Source organism: Actinomadura mexicana, from assembly GCF_900188105.1.
Lineage (GTDB): Bacteria > Actinomycetota > Actinomycetes > Streptosporangiales > Streptosporangiaceae > Spirillospora > Spirillospora mexicana.
In genome coordinates, this window is record NZ_FZNP01000009.1 from 149,715 (window position 1) to 166,900 (window position 17,186).

The following is a 17,186-nucleotide window of genomic DNA, read 5'->3' on the forward strand; positions in this document are numbered from 1 at the left end:
GAGTTGGGGCGTCCCTGCCCGCGGAACCCGCGCCGGTTGCGGTGGCGGTGGCCGTCACGGCCGGGACTCCGGCGTCTTGCGGATGCGGGCGGAGAGCGCCCGGCCGAGGTTGGACACGGCCGCCCCGAGCTCCTGGTCCGGAGCGGGCGGCGGAGCGGGTGGTGCGTCGCGCAGCCGCTGCAGTTCCCGGCTCCTGGCCGCGTTCTCCGTTCTGGAGCGGTCGAGGTCGGAGGTCAGGCGCGCGATCTCCTGCTGCTGGGCGTTGACGGTCTCGGTCAGGCGGGTGGCGTCCTCGGTGCGGGCCGCCGCCTCGTACTGCAGTTGCAGGACGCGGGTGTAGAGGGCGATGCGGTTGTTCTCCATCGCGGCGAGCAGGCGCGAGGACGTGTAGGGCCGCAGCGCGTCGAAGACGGCGTCCGTGCCGGGCGCGCCCGCCCTGGCGAGGACGCCGAACCCGAACACGGCCGGGACGATCTGGAACCGCCAGTCGCCTGCCTCGTCCAGGGCGTCCTCGACGGCCGTGAGGACGCCGTTGCGGGGTCCGCCCGCCCGCTCGGCCACGGTGTAGGCGCCGTCGCCGACGAACCCGGCCGGGGTGAGCTCGTCGTGCCACACCGTCGGGCCGTCGGTCGTGGCGGGGTGCGCGTCCCGCGGCGCGACCGGCGACGGCTGGTAGTAGGAGTCGCGGCGCCCGCACGGCCACAGCACGTCGTGCAGGACGACCACGGCGTCCGGGGCGTTCGCCATGATCCAGGCGAGTTCGTCGCGGACGACCGCGTAGTTGTGGTCGCCGTCCAGGATGTAGAGGTCCGCCACCGGCAGATCGGGCAGGACGGCGGGGGACGGCCCTTCCACGAGGTTGAGGCGGGGATCGCCGTCCAGGACGGCGCGCAACTCGTCGCCGGGCGCGGGCTCGACGCAGTGGACGGTCGCGCCGAGGTCGGCGTACAGCGCGCTGACCTGCCCAGACTCCACGCCGACCTCGACGACGACGGCGACGTCGCGGCAGCGGAAGAGCGTCTCGAACAGCTCGCGGAACACCGCCATCGAGTGCAGCAGCAACGGCTGCTCCCGGGCGGCGCGGGCCTGCTCGTGCGGGTCGTCCGGGGATCCGGTCACGGCCGCCCCGAAGTCACGTGTCACCGAGCTTCCTCCTGGCGACTCGTCCGGCTCCGGCGGCGATGCCCCGGACGCCGGCGGCCCGGTACTCCTCGCGGAAGCGTTCCGTGAGCCGCGCGGCCCGGGCGGCCCGCTCGGCCTTGCGGTCGACCGGCATGCGCGGCGCCATGCCGGTCGCCGACTGCGGCAGCATCGCGAACGCGATCGAGATCTGCCCGGACGAGACCGCCGGCACCCCGGCGCGGCGGGCCAGCGGGAGCCACACGGCCGCGTAGGAGGTGTCGAACTCCATCAGGTTGCCGCCGAGGTAGCGGCAGTCGGCGTAGTGCAGGCCGACGAAGTCCTCCGGCTTGTCCCAGCGCAGCACCTGCTCGCGCCGGCGCCCGCCGGCGATGACCCTGGCCTCGATCCAGTCGACCCGCACGATCGCGGGACGGCCGGGGATGGCGAGGGAGATGTCGACCGTGTCGTGGTGCTCGAACGACAGCCGGGAGAACGACAGGCCGTTGTGGTTGATCCGGACGCGGTGCCGGACGGGCTCGTGCCACCGGTCGTCGGCCGTCCGGAACCGCAGCCGGGTCTCGTGCTTCTCGCCGGACGGGTCGAACGCCTCCGCGTCGATGGCGCCGTCGGCGACGGCCCTCGCCATGGCGCCGAGCCCGGTGTCGGACGCGGCGATCAGCGCGGGCCAGAACGAGTCGCGCATGTGCAGGTCGCCGAGGTCGCCCGGCGACAGGTACGGGACGGCCGCCTTGAGGTCGGCGGGCAGCAGCGTGGTGACCAGGGACGAGCCGAAGTTGTCCTCGTGGGTCCAGTTCCCGAAGACGGCGGCCTCGTCGGGGGTGGGCGACTCCAGCGCGGCCACCAGGATGCGCGCGAGCCGGTTCCGCGCCGCCGGCGGGCGGGCGAGGTCCGGCCAGGCGCCGCCCGAGGCGGCGACGTACCTGTTCCACGTGTGCTGGAACGCCAGGACGCCGTCCTGCACGGTCCGGCGCTCGGCGTTCTGGGACGGCGAGTCGGCCGTCTGGCCGAGGACCGGCGCGCCGTCCTCGGTGTAGCCGATGAGGGAGCCGCACAGCGCGTTGACGCACTGCTCCACGATCTCGGGGCTGCGGGTGACGGTCGCCGCGACGTGCGCCGGGTGCCCGGCCTGCGCCAGGTAGCCCTCGGCGCGCAGGCCGGCCATGTGGACGCGCTCGGCCCGGCCGTCGGTCGCCAGGTAGAGCCCGGCCGGCCTGACGCCGATGCGGGCGATCTCCAGGGCGCGGGCGAGCTGGCGCTGGATCGTCCCGCCCCAGCCGAGGTCGACGAGCGTCAGTTCGCCCGCCGCGAGCGCGTCCTCGCCGAGGGCGCCCGCGTCCCGCAGCGACTTGATCATGCGTTCGCGGGCGGCGGTGACGGTCACCGCGAGCCGGTTGCACAGGTGCGGCGTCTCGGTCAGGGCGCGGGCGACCCGTTCGGCGATGTCGCCGTTGTCGATGACGGTGTCCAGCTCGGTCGCGAGGCCCGGCACGTCGCCGGGCTGCAGCTCCAGGACCGACAGCGCCTGCCGGACGGTCAGCCGGTATCCGGTGCGGACGAAGGCGTGCACCGCGGCGGTGTCGTGGGGGTCGAGCCCGGCGAGCGAGGTCGTGAACCGCGACAGCCACACCGGGGCGGCGCGCACGTCCCAGCCGCGCGCCTCGGCGGCCTCGTTGATCAGCCGGGAGAGCAGCTCGCCCTCGCGCATCGGGCACCACAGCCGGCGGGTGCCGGTCTCGTGCGCACGCCAGGCCGCCCATTCGGCGAAGCCGGCCAGCACCGGGCCGAGGACGCCCGCGCCGTAGCGCCACGCGACGTCCAGCGCGGAGGTGGTGAACGGGACGCCGGAGTGGACCGCCTTGGCGCGCAGGCTGGTGAGGCCGAAGTCGCCGTGCCGGTCGTCCAGGTCGGGGGCGTGGTCGTCGAACGGCCGGACGGGTTCCTTCTCGCGTCCCAGCACGTCGAGGTAGGGGTCGTCGAGCCTGCGGTAGTGCACGGTGCGGATGCCGAGCCGGCGGGGCACCTCGTGGTCGGCGATCTCGTGGTCGCCGACGTGCACGATCTGCTCCGGGCCGCGGCCGAGGTCGCGCAGCACGATGTCCCAGAGGCCGGACGCCTTGCCGGTGCCGTGCTGGTTCGAGCGGAAGACGCGCACGCCGTCCATCGGGCCGAGTTCCGGGCGGTCGAGGAGCCGGGAGAGCTGGTCCTCGGTGAAGTAGGTGTCGGACACCAGGACGACCTGGAGATCCTGCTTGCGCGCCGCCCTGACGACCTCCGCGACGTCCAGGTCCACGACGGTCAGCTCGCGCTCCAGCCGGACCTCGGCCTCGACCAGCTCCTCCAGCGGCGCGGCGCCGAAGATCCCGTCCGGCATCGCGCGCCAGATGTCGAAGAGCGAGACCTCGGTGCCGAGGGCGTCGCGGCCGCGGCGGGCGGTGTCCTCGGCGGCGATCCGCACGCGGCGGAACGTCGCGTCCGTCACCCAGGGCGGGCAGAGGCCCGCCTCCCGCATCCGGGAACCGAGCAGGGCGAACGCGTCGGTGGGACGGGGCACGCGGCGCCACAGCACCGTGTCGAAGACGTCCAGGGACAGGACGGCGCACGCCCGGTCGGCGATGACGCGGTGGACGTCGTCGAGCAACGGGCTGCCGGACTCCTGCTTGGTCAACGCCGCACCTCTCCCCTGGTCCTGCACCGGCATGCGCGGCCCCCGGCCGCGGCTCGGGACACCCTATCCACCGATATCTCCGCCTCCCCGGGAAACTCCCGGTGCGGCGGTCGTCCCGGCCGCCCTCCCGGCCTGCGAGGCGGCGCGGCGGGCGGCGCGGTCCTCGCGGACCAGCCGGCCGGCCTCCGCCGTCGGCCCGTCGAAGATCACCCGGCCCTGCCGCATGGTGACGCCGCGGTCGCAGAGCCCGACGAGCATCCTGATGTCGTGCGCGACGACGACCATGGTCCGGCCCTCGCCGCGCAGCTCGCGGATGCGGTCCAGGCATTTCTCCCGGAACGGCGGATCACCGACGGCCAGCACCTCGTCGATGAGGAAGACGTCCGGCTCGGTGTGCGCCGCGATCGAGAAGGCCAGCCGCATGAACATGCCGGAGGAGTAGAACTTCACCTGGTCGTCCAGAAAGCGCTCGACGCCGGAGAACTCGACGATCGCGTCGAACTTGCGGGCGATCTCGGCCTGCGGCATACCGAGGATCGCGCCGTTGAGGAGCACGTTCTCGCGGCCCGTCAGCTCGGGGTGCAGGCCGGCGCCCACGTCGATCAGCCCGGCGATGCGGCCGCGGACGAGGACCGACCCGCTGTCCGGGCGCATCACCCCGGAGATCAGCTTGAGCAGGGTGCTCTTGCCGGACCCGTTCAGCCCCATGAGCGCGACGGTCTCGCCCTGGCCGATGGTGAGGCTCACCTCGTCCAGCGCCCGGAACCGGTCCGACAGGGGCTGCCCGCGGAACGCGCGGACGCTCATCTCCTTGATCGAACGCGCGTGCCGCAGCGTGAAGTTCTTCGTGACGCGGTCGATGACGATCGACGCGGCGGGGTGCGAGGTGGTCAACGGCTACAGCTCCTGCGCGAAGCGCGCCTGCATGCGGGAGAACGCCGCGTGCCCGGCGACGAACACCAGCACGCTGACGGCCAGGGAGAAGCCGGCGTGGGCGAAGAGATGGGGCGGGAACGCGAAGTCGCCGCGGGCCCCGGGGGGCCAGAAGGCCCGCTGGAACAGGGAGACGGCGCTGACGAGCGGGTTGGCGAGGTAGAGGTCCAGCACCCAGCCGGGCGCGTGCGTCCGGACGTGGGTCCACGGATAGATCATCGGCACCGACCAGGTGATGACGATCATGGAGATGTCCACGACCTGCTCCAGGTCGCGGAAGAACACGTTCACGGCCGCGCAGAGCAGCCCGAGCCCGAAACCGAGGACGAGGACGATCGCGAACCCGTACCCGGCCGCGCCGAGCTCCGCGGGGCCCGGCCGCCACCCGGCGGCGACGGCCCCGCCCAGCAGGATCATCATCCCGGGCAGGAAGTGGACGAGCGAGACCAGCACCGACGCGGTCGGGAACAGCTCGCGCGGCAGGAACACCTTGCGGACGAGCGCGGCGTTGCCCGTCACCGAGCGGGTCGCCGAGTGCAGCGTCTCGGTGAACAGGTTGATCAGGACCATGCCCGCGAACAGGTAGACCGGGAAGTTCTCGACCCGGTCGCCCATGCCGAGGAAGACGCCGACGACGTAGAAGTAGACGGCGAAGTGCACGGCCGGCCGCACGTAGGACCAGCCGAGACCGAGCAGCGAGCCCTTGTAGCGGGCCCTGAGCTCGCGGCGCACCAGCAGCCGCAGCAGGTACTTCTCCCGGAAGGTCCGCCGCAGGCCGCCGTCGCCTCCCGGCGCCCGCAGCCCCTCGTCGGCGCGGACCGGCGCGACGGTCATCCGGGCCCGCCCCCGTCCGGGCCGCCCCCGCCAGGGGCTCCCCCGCCAGGGCCCGCGGCCTCGAAGGTCGCCCGCCAGGCCTCGGCGGAGGCGATCTCGGTCATCGCGGCCCGGTAGCGGCGGCTGAGCTCCGGCCACTCGCGGCCGAGCCGGGCGTGCAGGAGCGACGTGCGCCGCAGCAACGTCCGGAAGCGCTCCGGATCGCGCTGGTACCAGGCCACCCTGGTGCCGTCGGCGGAGGAGACGAGCGCGCTGTCGACCTGCGACAGCAGGCTCCAGTGCCGGTCGATGTGCGGGACGACGGCCTGCGGGTTGCCGCGCGATCCGGGTTCGACCGGGCGGAGCTGCCTGACGGTGCCGAGCATCGCGCTCGCGAGCACGTTCACCGTGCCGCTCGGCGGCTTGAACCCGCGCCCGCGCTTCGGCGGCCTGGCGCGCCGGACCTGCGGGAACTCCTCGTGGCTGGCGCGGTTGCGGGCGTCGGGGAACTCGGCGCGGAACGCGAGGATCTCGGGCAGCTTCGAGCCGATCCCCGCGTGCATGTGCTCGGGCCCGGTCAGCACGTCCTCGATCGCCGACAGCATCAGCTCGGCGGTGGAGTACTGCATGGCCAGCGCGTGCTTCACCGAGATGATGAAGCTCTCCTTGAGCAGGTTGCCGCCGCGCTCGTACGGCGAGTGCATGAGGGCGGTGACCAGGCGGTTGCGCTCGTGGAAGTACGCCTGCCAGTCGATGCCGTCGTCCTTGTCCTGCCAGGGGACGTGCCAGGCGGCCATGCCCGGCAGCGTCACGGTCGGGAAGCCCGCCTCGCCGGCGCGGACGCAGTACTCGGCGTCGTCCCACTTGATGAACATCGGCATGGACAGCCCGACCTTGCGGACGACGTCGGTGGGGATGAGGCACATCCACCAGCCGTTGTAGTCGACGTCCACGCGCCGGTGCAGCCACTTCGTCTTGAGCAGGCTGCCGGAGCTGGTCCGCGCGCGGGGGCTCGGGTCGGGCGGCTTGGCGAAGTCGTGCTCGCGCTTGGTGTGCGGGGCCTCCTCCCACCACCAGCGGTACCGCCCGATGGTCTCGCCGTAGGCGTGCAGCTGCGAGCGGACGAACAGGTTGAACATGTGGCCGCCCACGATCGTCGGCGTCCGGGCGAAGTCCGCGAACGCGACGGCGCGCAGGACGCCCTCGGTCTCGGTGACCACGTCGTCGTCCAGGAGCAGGACGTAGTCGCTGGTCCCGGCCTTGAGGGTCTCGTCCATCGCGCGGGAGAAGCCGCCGGAGCCGCCGAGGTTGCCCTGCTCGATGACGTGCAGCTTCGGTCCGAGCGACGCCGCGGCGCGCTCGAAGCCCTCGTCGTCGCGGACGCGCTGTGTCCCCTGGTCGACGACGTAGACGGCGTCCACCACGTCCAGCGCCTCGGGTGCGCCGCCGAGCGCGACGAGCTGGTCGACGCAGAAGCCCGGGCGGTTGTACGTGGTGATGCCCAGGCTGACGCGCCCCTGCCGGACGGGCCCGGTGGCGCTCGTGTCGGCGCACCAGTCGGCCCGCTCCAGGACGGCGTTGCCCTCGCCCGCGAGCACGTCCATCCAGTACCAGCCGCCGTCGATGAACGGGCGCAGCGTCAACCGGAACGTCTCCTCACGGGAGGTCTCGGAGTCGACGCGGACGGAGTCGACGCGCTGGACGTGGCCCTTAGCGCTGGACCGGTAGACGATGACGGTGGCCTGGCCGCGCACCCGGACCCGCAGCACGACCTCCTCCACCGACGTCCAGCGGCGCCAGTAGCTGGCAGGGAAGGCGTTGAAGTAGGTCGCGAACGAGACCCGGCGCCCGACCGGCACGACCACGCTGCGCCGGCCGACGCCCTCGCCCCCGTCCGCCCGGGTCCCGGCCTCGGCTGCGGCCTCGGCTGCGAGGGCGTCGGCTCCGCGGGCGATCTCGCCCTCGACGTAGAGCTTGAGGACGTCCAGGTCGCGGTCGACCGGCATCACGACGCGCTGCAGGACCCGCGGTCCGGGGGCGCCGGACTCCCCGGGCGCCTCGGCGTGTTCGGTCACTCGTCCATACCTCCGCTAGTGAGACGCGAGCCCTCGCCGAAATGGGGACGCAGCCGGTTGTCGACCATGGTGAGCGCGCTGGCGATGGCCATGTGCATGTCGAGGTACTTGTAGGTGCCGAGCCGCCCGCCGAAGAGCACGCCGTCCTCGCGGCCGGCCAGCTCGCGGTAGGCGAGCAGCCGGGTCCGGTCGGCGGCGGTGTTGACGGGATAGTACGGCTCGTCGCCGCGCGCCGCGGCCCGCGAGTACTCCCGCATGATGACCGTCCGGTCGGACGGGTAGCCCGCACGCTCGGGGTGGAAGTGCCGGAACTCGTGGATCCGGGTGTAGGGGACGTCCTCGTCGGCGTAGTTCATGACCGGGGTGCCCTGGAAGTCGCCGGTCGGCAGGACCTCCGTCTCGAAGTCCAGCGTCCGCCAGCCCAGCTCGCCCTCGGCGTAGTCGAAGTAGCGGTCAAGGGGGCCGGTGTAGACGACGGGCACGTTGCCGACGAGGTCGTCCCGCAGGTCGAAGAAGTCGGTGTTCAGCCGGACCTCGATGCCCGGGTGGTCGGCCATCCGCTCCAGCCATGCGGTGTAGCCGTCGACCGGGAGCCCCTCGTGCGTGTCGTCGAAGTACCGGTTGTCGAAGGTGTAGCGCACCGGAAGCCGGGTGATGATCTCCGCGGGCAGGTCGCGGGGGTCGGTCCGCCACTGCTTGGCGGTGTAGCCGCGGATGAACGCCTCGTACAGCGGGCGCCCGATCAGCGAGATCGCCTGCTCCTCCAGGTTGGCCGGGCGGCTGATCTCGGCGGCCTGCCCGGCGATCAGCGCGCGCGCCTCGCCGGGGGTGAAGACCCGGCCGAAGTACTCGCAGATCGTGCCGAGGTTGATCGGCATGGAGTAGACCCGGCCCTTGTAGGTGGAGTACACGCGGTGCCGGTAGCCGGTGAAGGCGGTGAACCGGTTCGCGTACTCCCACACCCGCTCGTTGGAGGTGTGGAACAGGTGCGCGCCGTAGCGGTGCACCTCGATGCCCGTCTCCGGCTCCGCCTCGCTGTAGGCGTTGCCGCCGATGTGGTCGCGGCGGTCGAGCACGAGCACGCGCAGGCCGAGGTCGGCCGCGCATCGTTCGGCGACCGTGAGACCGAAGAACCCGGCACCGGCCACCACGAGATCAACGTTCACTGGACGGCGTCCATCCGACTCGTGCGGGGAGCGGGGATCCGGCCGCACGGGGGCGCCGGCCGGATCCCTATGTACGGAATGCGGCTAAGATACCCGGGGTTCGTTCGGTACCGGCGCAGGAAGCCAAGGATCGCGGTGGCCCCACCCACTCCCGGCAGTGCGGCGCACAGCGCGCGCCCAGCGATCTTCCTGCACGTCGGGGCCGCCAAGAGCGGCACGACGTTCCTCCAGCACGTGCTGTGGCACAACCGTGACCGGCTGCGCGAGCACGGCGTCCTCTACCCGGGCCGGGACCAGGCCGCGCACGTCCGCGCCGCGTTCGACCTGCGGCGGACGTTCTTCCGCGAGGCGTCCGACCCCGCGACGCGGGGCGCGTGGCACGAGCTCGTCGCCGAGGCCCGCGACTGGCCCGGCGACGTGGTCATCTCGCAGGAGCTGTTCGCGCCCGCCCGGCCGCGGTGGATCCGCCAGGCCATGGCCGACCTCGACTTCGCCGACGTCCACGTGGTCTTCACCGTCCGCGACCTCGGCCGGCAGATCCCGGCGCACTGGCAGGAGGACGTCAAGAACCGCTTCACGACCTCGTTCACCGAGTTCGTGACGTCGCTGCGGCGGCAGGACTGGCACGCCTACGAGAGCGCGCGGCTGTTCTGGGGCCTCCAGGACCCGGTCGCGGTGCTCGGCCGCTGGGGCGAGGACCTGCCCCCCGAGCGGGTCCACGTCGTCACCCTCCCGAGACCCGGCGCACCCCGCGACCTGCTCTGGCGGCGTTTCTGCGCGGCCACCGGCCTCGCCCCGGACGACTACGACCTGTCCCGGACGTTCGCCAACCCGTCGCTCGGGCTGAGCGAGACGCAGTTCCTCCTGCGCCTCAACGAGACGCTCGGTGACCGCGTCGGCTGGCACGCCTACAACGAGGACGTCAAGCTCTTCCTCGCGCAGCAGGTGATGGCCGGGCGTCCGTATCCGGTCAGGATCGAACTGCCCCGCGAGCACGTTCCGTGGGCCACCGAACGGGCCGTCGAGACCGTCGAGGCGCTGCGCGCGGCGGGCTATGACGTGGCGGGCGACCTGTACGAGCTGATGCCCTCGGCCGCGTCCGGCGCCGCGCTCGGGACGGCGCCCGCGCCGCCGCCCGACGAGGCCCGCTGGGCGGAGATGGCGGACGTGGGCCTCGACGCCGTCGCGGCGCTGCTGCCGCGCGTCCGGGAGAGCCGGGAGCGGACCGAGGCGGTGCCCGGCGCCGCCCTCCCCGTCCGCGACCAGATCGACATGCTGCGCGCGGGAGCGGCCGACCTGCTCGACTCGACGGACCGGCTCGTCCAGGACGCCGCTCCGTTCGTCGAGCGGGCCAAACGCACGGCGCGGGAGCGCTACCCGGCGGCGCTCCGGCTGCGCGGCGCCTACCGCAGGATCCAGGGCGGGACGGAACGGCCCGACGCCGAGACGAGAACGAGGTGAGCGCCCGCATGGGGGACCCGGGTAAGTCCGTCTATCTGCATGTCGGGGCACCGACGGCCGAGGCGGCCTTCCTGCACCGAGCGCTGTGGAGCAACCGGCGGCGGCTGGGCGACACCGGCGTCTGCTACCCGGTCACCGGGCCGCAGGAGCACTTCGCGGCCGTGATGGACCTGCGCGAGATGAGCTGGGGCGGCCACCGGGACCCGGCCTGGGAGGGCGCCTGGGACCGCGTCGTGCGGCGCGCCCGCGACTGGGACGGCCCCACGGTCGTCTTCTCCCAGCCTCTGCTGGGCGGAGCGACCGAACAGCAGGTCAAGCGGGCCGTCTCGGCGCTGGAGCCGGCCGAGGTGCACGTGGTCCTCGCCACCCGCGACCTGGGCTGGCAACTGATCCTCGACTGGCAGGAGCAGATCCGCCACGCGCACACCATCACCTTCGAGCGCTTCGTCGACGATCTCGTCGCGCTCGGGATCGACGCGCCGGAACCCTACGGGGAGATGTTCTGGGGCCTGCACGACCCGGTGCGGGTGCTGCGGGCCTGGGGGTCGGCGGTGCCGCGGGAACGCGTCCACGTCCTCACGCTGCCGCCGCCCGGCGGCCGCGCCGGCGTGATGTGGGACAGGTTCCGGACCCTGGTCGGCGTCGAGGACGGGGTGTGCGACCTCGGCGGCATCCCCGGAGACGAGCCGCTGTCGGCGATCGAGGCGGAGCTGCTCCGCCGCCTGAACGAGAGGATGGGCCCGGCGCTGGGCGGCGACTACGAGCGCATGGTCCAGGACCACCTGCTCGGGAACGGTCTCGTCGGTCACGGTCTCGTCGGGCGCGGTCTCGTCGGGCGCGAAGGATCCCCGCGGCTCGCCGGCGGAACGGCCGACACGGCCCGCACCCGGATGGGGCTGCCCGCCCGGCACGCCGCCTGGGCGGCGCACCGGACCCGCGAGCTGGCCGAGTCGCTGCGCGCCTCCGGCTACGACGTGGCCGGCGACCTGGACGAGCTGACCACGTCCCGGGCCCCGGAGGCCGCGATGCTTCCCGGCGACGTCCCGGAGGAGCTGATCGCGACCGCGTCCGTCGGGGTGGTGGCGCACCTGCTGGAGGAGCTGTCGCTGGCGCGCGAACGCGTCGGCCTCGCCCACCTGCACAGCGAGATGACGGGCGTGAAGGAGAACCTGGACCGGCTCATGGAGACCGCCGCCTCGCCGTCGCCGGCGTTGCAGCGCGCCGCCCGCCGGGCCGCGGGCAGGCGCAACCCGTGAACCGGGGCCCGCTGAGCCGCGGCCGGCCGTCCGTCACCGCGGTCGTCGTCACCTACAACCGTCGCGACCTGCTCGGCGAGGCCCTGACCGCGCTCGGCGCCCAGACGCGCCCCCCGGACCGGATCATCGTGGTCGACAACGCGTCCGCCGACGGCACCGCCGCGATGGTCGCCGAGCGGTTCCCGGGCGCGGACCTGCTCGCCCTGCCCCGCAACATCGGCGGGGCCGGCGGGTTCAGCGCCGGCATGGCCCGGGCGATGGGCGGCGGCGCCGAGCTGCTCTGGCTGCTGGACGACGACACCGTGCCCGAGCCGGAGGCCCTCCGAGCCCTGCTGGACGCGCGGCAGGAGGCCGCGACCGGGGAGGACGGGCCGCCCGTGCTCGTGGCGAGCCGGGTCGTGTGGACCGACGGCCGGGACCATCCGATGAACACCCCCCGCCCCAAGCCGCGGGTGACGGCCGCCGAGTCGAGGCTCGCGCGCGCGGCGGGCTGCGTGCCGATCCGGTCCGCGTCCTTCGTGTCGGCGCTGGTGGACGCGGCGGCGGTGCGCGAGCGCGGGCTGCCGGTCGCCGACTACTTCCTCTGGAACGACGACTTCGAGTTCACGACGCGGCTGCTGCGCGGGCGCCGCGGGCTGCTCTGCCCCGGCAGCGTCGTGGTGCACAAGACCAGAGAGTTCGGCGGGACGGACGCGGACCCGGGCGACCGCTTCTTCTACGAGGTGCGCAACAAGATCTGGCTGTTCACCGGGAGCCGCGGGCTCGCACCGCCGGAACGCGCGCTGTACGCGGGGTCGACGGCGCGGCGCTGGGCCCGCACGTTCGCCGGCTCCTCCGATCGCGCGGTGCTGCGCCGAGCACTGGTCCGCGGCGTGAAGGACGGTCTGCTCACCCGCCCGAGGCCGACCGCCGCGATCCTGCGGGAGACCGGGGCCCTGCCGGAGACCGAAGTCGAACCGCCTCCCGGCGGCCGGGGTCATGGTCGCGGCGGCTAGCCGCCCGCCGGACGGCACCGCGCACGCCGGCCGCCGGCTCGCCGGGCCGCTGCCCCCGCTCGCCTGCGCCGCGCTGACGCTCGCCGTGGCGCTCGTCGGCATCGGCTCCCCGTCGCTGTGGCTGGACGAGGCCGCCACCGTCAGCATGACGGCGCGGTCGTACGGCGACATGCTGCGCGTCTTCCCGCACCTGGACCTCGTGCACGCCCTCTACTACATGGTCATGAAGCCGTGGGTGGCGGTGTTCGGGACGGGCGCGCTCGCGTTGCGGCTGCCCAGCGCGCTCGCCATGGCGGCGGCCGCCGCGGGCCTCGCCGTCATCGGCCGGCGCTGCCTCGGACCGCCGGCCGGGCTCGCGGCCGGGCTGGTGTGGGCCGCCGGTCCGCAGACGAGCCGGTGGGCGCAGGAGGCGCGCTCCTACGCCATGACGGCGGCGGTCGCGGTGCTGGCCACCTACCTGCTCGTGCGGGCCCTCGACCGGGACGAGGAACGCCGGTGGCGGTGGTTCGCGGGCTACGCCCCCGCGGTCGCGGTGCTGGGGTTCCTGCACCTGGACGGAGCCCTGCTGCTCGCGGCGCACGGCGTGACCGTTCTGCTGACCCGTCCCAAGGCCGGGGTGTGGCTGCGCTGGCTGGCGTCCGCGGCGGTGGCCACGGTCCCGCTCGTGGTGCTGGCGCTGGCGGCGCAGGACCAGAAACGCCAGGTGAAGTGGCTTCCCCGGCCGTCGTGGGACGTCGCGTGGACGCAACTCCAGTTCCTGGCCGGGGATCGCGCGCTCGTCGCGCCGGTCGTGGCGCTCGCCTTGTTCGGCGTGGTGGCGAGCGTCCTCGGTCGCGCCTCCCTCCCGCATCGCACGGCCTCCCTGCCCGCCGTCGCGCTGCCCTGGGCGCTCGCGCCGACCGTGCTGCTGCTCCTCGTCTCCAGCGTGACGGACCCGGTCTTCTACTACCGGTACACGACCTACTGCCTGCCCGCGGTCGCGCTGCTCGCCGGCGCCGGCCTGGCCGGGCTGTTCACCCTCGCCCGCCGCTTCACCGCCCGCCCCGCACCGCTGGCCGCCGCCCGCGCCGTGCTGGTGGCCGCCGCCGCGGCGGCGCTCGCCGTCCCGTCCCTCCGGGCCCACGACAACATCCGCCGCCAGGACAGCCGCCCCGACGACATGCGCGCGGCCGCCGACGTCGTCCGCGCGCACGCCCGGCCCGGGGACGCCATCGTCTACCTCGCGGGGAGCGTCCGGTGGAGCGCCGCCGCCTATCCCGACGCCTTCGGACGGTTGCGCGACGCCGGCGTGAGCACGGACCCGGTGGCCGCCGCCAACCTCAAGGGCCGCGACCTGCTCCCCCGCGAGCTTCCGCCGAGGCTCGCCCGGGCGGACCGGGTGTGGGTGATGGACCACCGGTCCCTCGACCCCCACGGGCCGGTCATCGAACGGCGGGAGCGTGCGGTGCAGTCCGCCGGGCCGTGGCGGACGGCCGGGACCTGGCACTACAGGGGCGGCCGGCTCGTCCTGTTCGAGCGGACGGGCCCCTACCGCAGTTCCAGGTAGTCGACCTGCCCCTGGCCGTCCAGGCGGCGCAGGCCGATCGTGTTCCAGCCCGCGGCCATCTCCACCGTCGCCGTGACGGACGCCCAGCCGGCGCCCGCCGTGGCGCGCAGCCGCACGGACGTCGCGGCGTAGCCGTTCACCGACATCTCCAGGTCGGAGTCGCGCCCGGAGCGGTTGGCGTACCGGGTACCGACCGAGTAGCTCCCGGCGGTGGGCGCGAACACGGGCACCTCGACGCGGCAGTCGTCGCGTGCGAAGGGGCCGACCGCCGCTCCGCCGGACGCGTGGGGCCGCCCCAGCGCCGAGACGCAGCCGTTCAGCCGCCCCCGCTCCGCCTCGTACCGCACGGGGACGCCCCGGACGGCGGGCCGTGCGCCGTCCCAGCCGAGGCGGGCGACGTACATGCCGCGGGTCACCCTGGAGCCGCCGCGGTAGTCGAGGATGCCGTGGAAGACGAGGTAGTCGCCGGTGTCGTCGCCGAACACGTCCGCGCTGCCCGGCCCTTCGACCTTCCCGCCGTACAGGCCGGTGGACTGGACGGGGCCGCCCTTGGCGTACGGCCCCTCGATCGACGAGGCCACCGCGTAGCGCGTCTGGTAGTTCGACTTGAAGTACCAGCCCGCCGAGTACAGCAGCACGTACTTCCCGCCGCGCCGGACCAGGTCGGGCGCCTCCACCAGGACGGGCTCGTCCGCCGCGCGCCCCATGATCTGCTTCGCCGGGCCGGCCGGGCGCAGCCCGTCCGGGCTCAGCCTGACCAGGTGGATCGCGGCCGTCCTCTGGTCGTCGGTCTTGTAGAGCAGGTAGCGGGCGCCGTCCTGCTCGATGTAGGACGCGGGGTCGATCGCGCCGCCGAGGTCCAGCGGGCAGATCAGCGGCTCGCCCTCCTGCGGGACGAACGGCCCCGCGGGCGAGGACGCGGTCGCGACCCCGATGCACTGCTCGGCGCCGTCCTTGCGGCGCGCGGAGAAGTACAGCAGGTACGTGCCCGACGCCTCGCGCGGCGGGACGACCTCGGGTGCCCAGGTCCAGCCTCCGGCGGCCCATGCCGGGAGCCGGGCCAGGCCGTCGCCGGGCACCGCCTTCCAGGGCCCGGTCGGCGACGGGGCCGTCGCGACGGGCATCGTCGCGTCCGCGTTGTTGGTGCCGTAGGCGAAGTACGTCCCCGCCACCCTGATCACGGTGGGGTCGGCGAAGGATCCGTCGATGACCGGTTCGGCGGGCGAGTAGCCGGGCGGGTCGATCGCCGCCGGGGAGCCCGCCGGGCTCGGCGGCGGCGCGCCCGGGCCGGTCCGGGCGGGACCGGTCGAAGGGCGGCCGCCCGCCCCGCCGGACGGCGGGGCCACCGTCACGGCCAGCCAGACGACGAGCGCGACCAGGGCGCTGATCGCGGCCCCCGCGACCAGCGGCAGCAGCGGTGCGAGCGCCCGCGGGTCCCGGTTCGTCCACCTCATGGCACCCCGCATCATGCCAACAACCGGGGCGGGACGGCCAACGGGCGCCGCATGCGCGGCCGGCGCCCGGATCGTTACGCTTGCCCGGCGGTCTCGTCACGGAAGGGGCACGCTCTTCACGGAGGGGACGCCCGACACGGAGGGGACACGGACGTTGATCCGACACCGGCGGCTGGCGGCCGTGCTGTGCCTGCTGGCCGTCCTCGGGGCGAGCGGCTGCCTCCTCCAGCCGGAGGAGCGTTCCGCGCCGGAGGCGACGAAGGCTCCGGGAAAGCCGAACATCGTGTTCGTCCTCACCGACGACCTGTCCTGGAACCTCCTCGCGCACATGCCGCAGGTGCTGCGGATGCAGCGGGACGGGCTCACCTTCGACGACTTCATCATGGCCGACTCGCTCTGCTGCACCTCGCGCGCCACGATCTTCACCGGCCGGTACCCGCACAACACCGGAGTCCGCACGAACTTCCCGCCCGACGGCGGCTACGAGGTCTTCAAGGACAAGGGCGGCGAGCAGGCGTCGTTCGCCCCGTCCCTGCAGAAGGCCGGCTACCGGACGGCGCTGCTCGGCAAGTACATGAACGGCTACCAGCCCAACGACACCCAGGGCGACACCAAGCCGTACGTGCCGCCGGGATGGAACGAGTGGCACGTCAGCGGCAACGGCTATCCCGAGTACAACTACAACCTGAACGAGAACGGCCGGCTCGTCCACTACGGCGCCCGGCCCCAGGACTACCTGACCGACGTACTGGCGAACAAGGGCGTCGAGTTCGTCAAGCGGTCCGCTGGATCCGGGCAGCCGTTCTTCATGGAGATCGCGACGTTCGCGCCGCACGGTCCGTTCGTGCCCGCGCCGCGCCACGCCGCACTGTTTGGCGGCCTGACGGCGCCCCGGCCGCCGTCGTTCAACGAGGCCGACATCCGCGACAAGCCGTCCTGGCTGCGGTCGCACCCGCAGCTGCGCAGGCCGGGGATCCGCCGCATCGACGACGGCTTCCGCGACCGGGTGCGGATGGTGCAGTCGGTCGACGAGATGGTCGGCCGCATCCGGACGGCGCTGAAGGAGCGCGGCCTCGACCGCGACACCTACCTGGTGTTCGGCTCCGACAACGGCTTCCATCTGGGCGAGCACAGGCTGGCCGGCGGAAAGATGACCGCCTTCGACACCGACATCCGGGTGCCCTACGTCGTCGTCGGACCGGGGGTCCCCGCCGGGCGCCGGGTCCGCGAGATCGCGCAGAACACCGACCTGGCCCCGACGTTCCAGGAACTGGCGGGCGTGCGCCCGCCGGCGACGACCGACGGCCGCTCGCTCGTCCCGTTCCTGCTCGGCGCCGCCCCGGCGGGCTGGCGCGAGTCGGCGCTGGTCGAGCACGTCAAGCCGCCGCCGTCCCCGCTCGACCCCGACCGGCAGGACTCGGCGCCCGGCTCCCCGACCACCTACAACGCGATCCGCACCGACGACATGCTGTACGTGGAGTACACCGGCGGCGAGAGCGAGTACTACGACCGGGCACGCGATCCGCACGAGCTGGACAACATCGCCGCCGGGCTGCCGGAACAGCGGCGGCGCCACCTGTCCGACCTCCTGTACGCGCTGACCCACTGCACCGGCTCCGGCTGTACTCCCGCCGGCCGGAGCAGGTGACGAAGTTCCGTCCTTTATGCGCCGCTATCAT

General features: G+C 73.7%; 12 protein-coding genes. 5 read left to right on the forward strand and 7 right to left on the reverse strand.

The window, feature by feature from the left end; genetic code table 11:
- Positions 1–54: 54 nt before the first annotated feature.
- From CHC11_RS23705 to glf, 6 genes are all read right to left on the reverse strand, one after another.
- On the reverse strand, positions 55–1,143 hold the full coding sequence (locus CHC11_RS23705) for a class I SAM-dependent methyltransferase (RefSeq protein WP_218826220.1): 1,089 nt from the start codon (positions 1,141–1,143) through the stop codon (positions 55–57).
- A complete protein-coding gene (locus tag CHC11_RS23710; RefSeq protein ID WP_089314000.1) occupies positions 1,133–3,808 on the reverse strand; it encodes an HAD family hydrolase in 2,676 nt (891 codons plus the stop codon). The genes CHC11_RS23705 and CHC11_RS23710 overlap by 11 nt, the downstream gene beginning before the upstream one ends.
- Before the next feature lie 63 nt (positions 3,809–3,871).
- Positions 3,872–4,702 carry an ABC transporter ATP-binding protein gene (locus CHC11_RS23715; RefSeq protein ID WP_245919650.1) on the reverse strand — a complete coding sequence of 277 codons (831 nt, stop codon included), beginning with the start codon at positions 4,700–4,702 and terminating at the stop codon, positions 3,872–3,874.
- A 3-nt stretch (positions 4,703–4,705) separates the two neighbouring features.
- On the reverse strand, positions 4,706–5,575 hold the full coding sequence (locus tag CHC11_RS23720; protein ID WP_089314001.1) for an ABC transporter permease: 870 nt from the start codon (positions 5,573–5,575) through the stop codon (positions 4,706–4,708).
- Complete coding sequence (locus CHC11_RS23725; protein ID WP_245919651.1) at positions 5,572–7,629, reverse strand: glycosyltransferase; 2,058 nt, start codon at positions 7,627–7,629, stop codon at positions 5,572–5,574. Before CHC11_RS23725 ends, CHC11_RS23720 begins: the two co-directional genes overlap by 4 nt.
- Entirely contained in the window at positions 7,626–8,795 is a 1,170-nt protein-coding gene (gene glf / locus CHC11_RS23730) for a UDP-galactopyranose mutase (protein WP_089314002.1), read from the reverse strand. The genes CHC11_RS23725 and glf overlap by 4 nt, the downstream gene beginning before the upstream one ends.
- Positions 8,796–8,930: 135 nt before the next feature.
- On the opposite strand from glf, the gene CHC11_RS23735 reads away from it, so the two are divergent.
- The 4 genes from CHC11_RS23735 to CHC11_RS23750 are packed head-to-tail and all read left to right on the forward strand — an operon-like array spanning position 8,931 to position 14,053.
- Entirely contained in the window at positions 8,931–10,256 is a 1,326-nt protein-coding gene (locus CHC11_RS23735; protein WP_089314003.1) for a hypothetical protein, read from the forward strand.
- A complete protein-coding gene (locus CHC11_RS23740) occupies positions 10,253–11,512 on the forward strand; it encodes a hypothetical protein (RefSeq protein ID WP_143227216.1) in 1,260 nt (419 codons plus the stop codon). The genes CHC11_RS23735 and CHC11_RS23740 overlap by 4 nt, the downstream gene beginning before the upstream one ends.
- Entirely contained in the window at positions 11,509–12,507 is a 999-nt protein-coding gene (locus CHC11_RS23745; protein ID WP_245919653.1) for a glycosyltransferase family 2 protein, read from the forward strand. Before CHC11_RS23740 ends, CHC11_RS23745 begins: the two co-directional genes overlap by 4 nt.
- Positions 12,491–14,053: a glycosyltransferase family 39 protein gene (locus tag CHC11_RS23750; RefSeq protein ID WP_089314005.1), complete on the forward strand. Its 1,563-nt coding sequence runs from the start codon at positions 12,491–12,493 to the stop codon at positions 14,051–14,053. The genes CHC11_RS23745 and CHC11_RS23750 overlap by 17 nt, the downstream gene beginning before the upstream one ends.
- Here CHC11_RS23750 and CHC11_RS40505 read toward each other — a convergent pair.
- Entirely contained in the window at positions 14,035–15,507 is a 1,473-nt protein-coding gene (locus CHC11_RS40505; protein ID WP_143227217.1) for a family 43 glycosylhydrolase, read from the reverse strand. The two genes, CHC11_RS23750 and CHC11_RS40505, sit on opposite strands and share 19 nt — an antisense overlap.
- A 154-nt stretch (positions 15,508–15,661) precedes the next feature.
- Between CHC11_RS40505 and CHC11_RS23770 the strand changes: the two genes are divergently transcribed.
- Positions 15,662–17,155 carry a sulfatase family protein gene (locus CHC11_RS23770; protein WP_179278968.1) on the forward strand — a complete coding sequence of 498 codons (1,494 nt, stop codon included), beginning with the start codon at positions 15,662–15,664 and terminating at the stop codon, positions 17,153–17,155.
- The last annotated feature ends 31 nt before the right edge of the window (positions 17,156–17,186 follow it).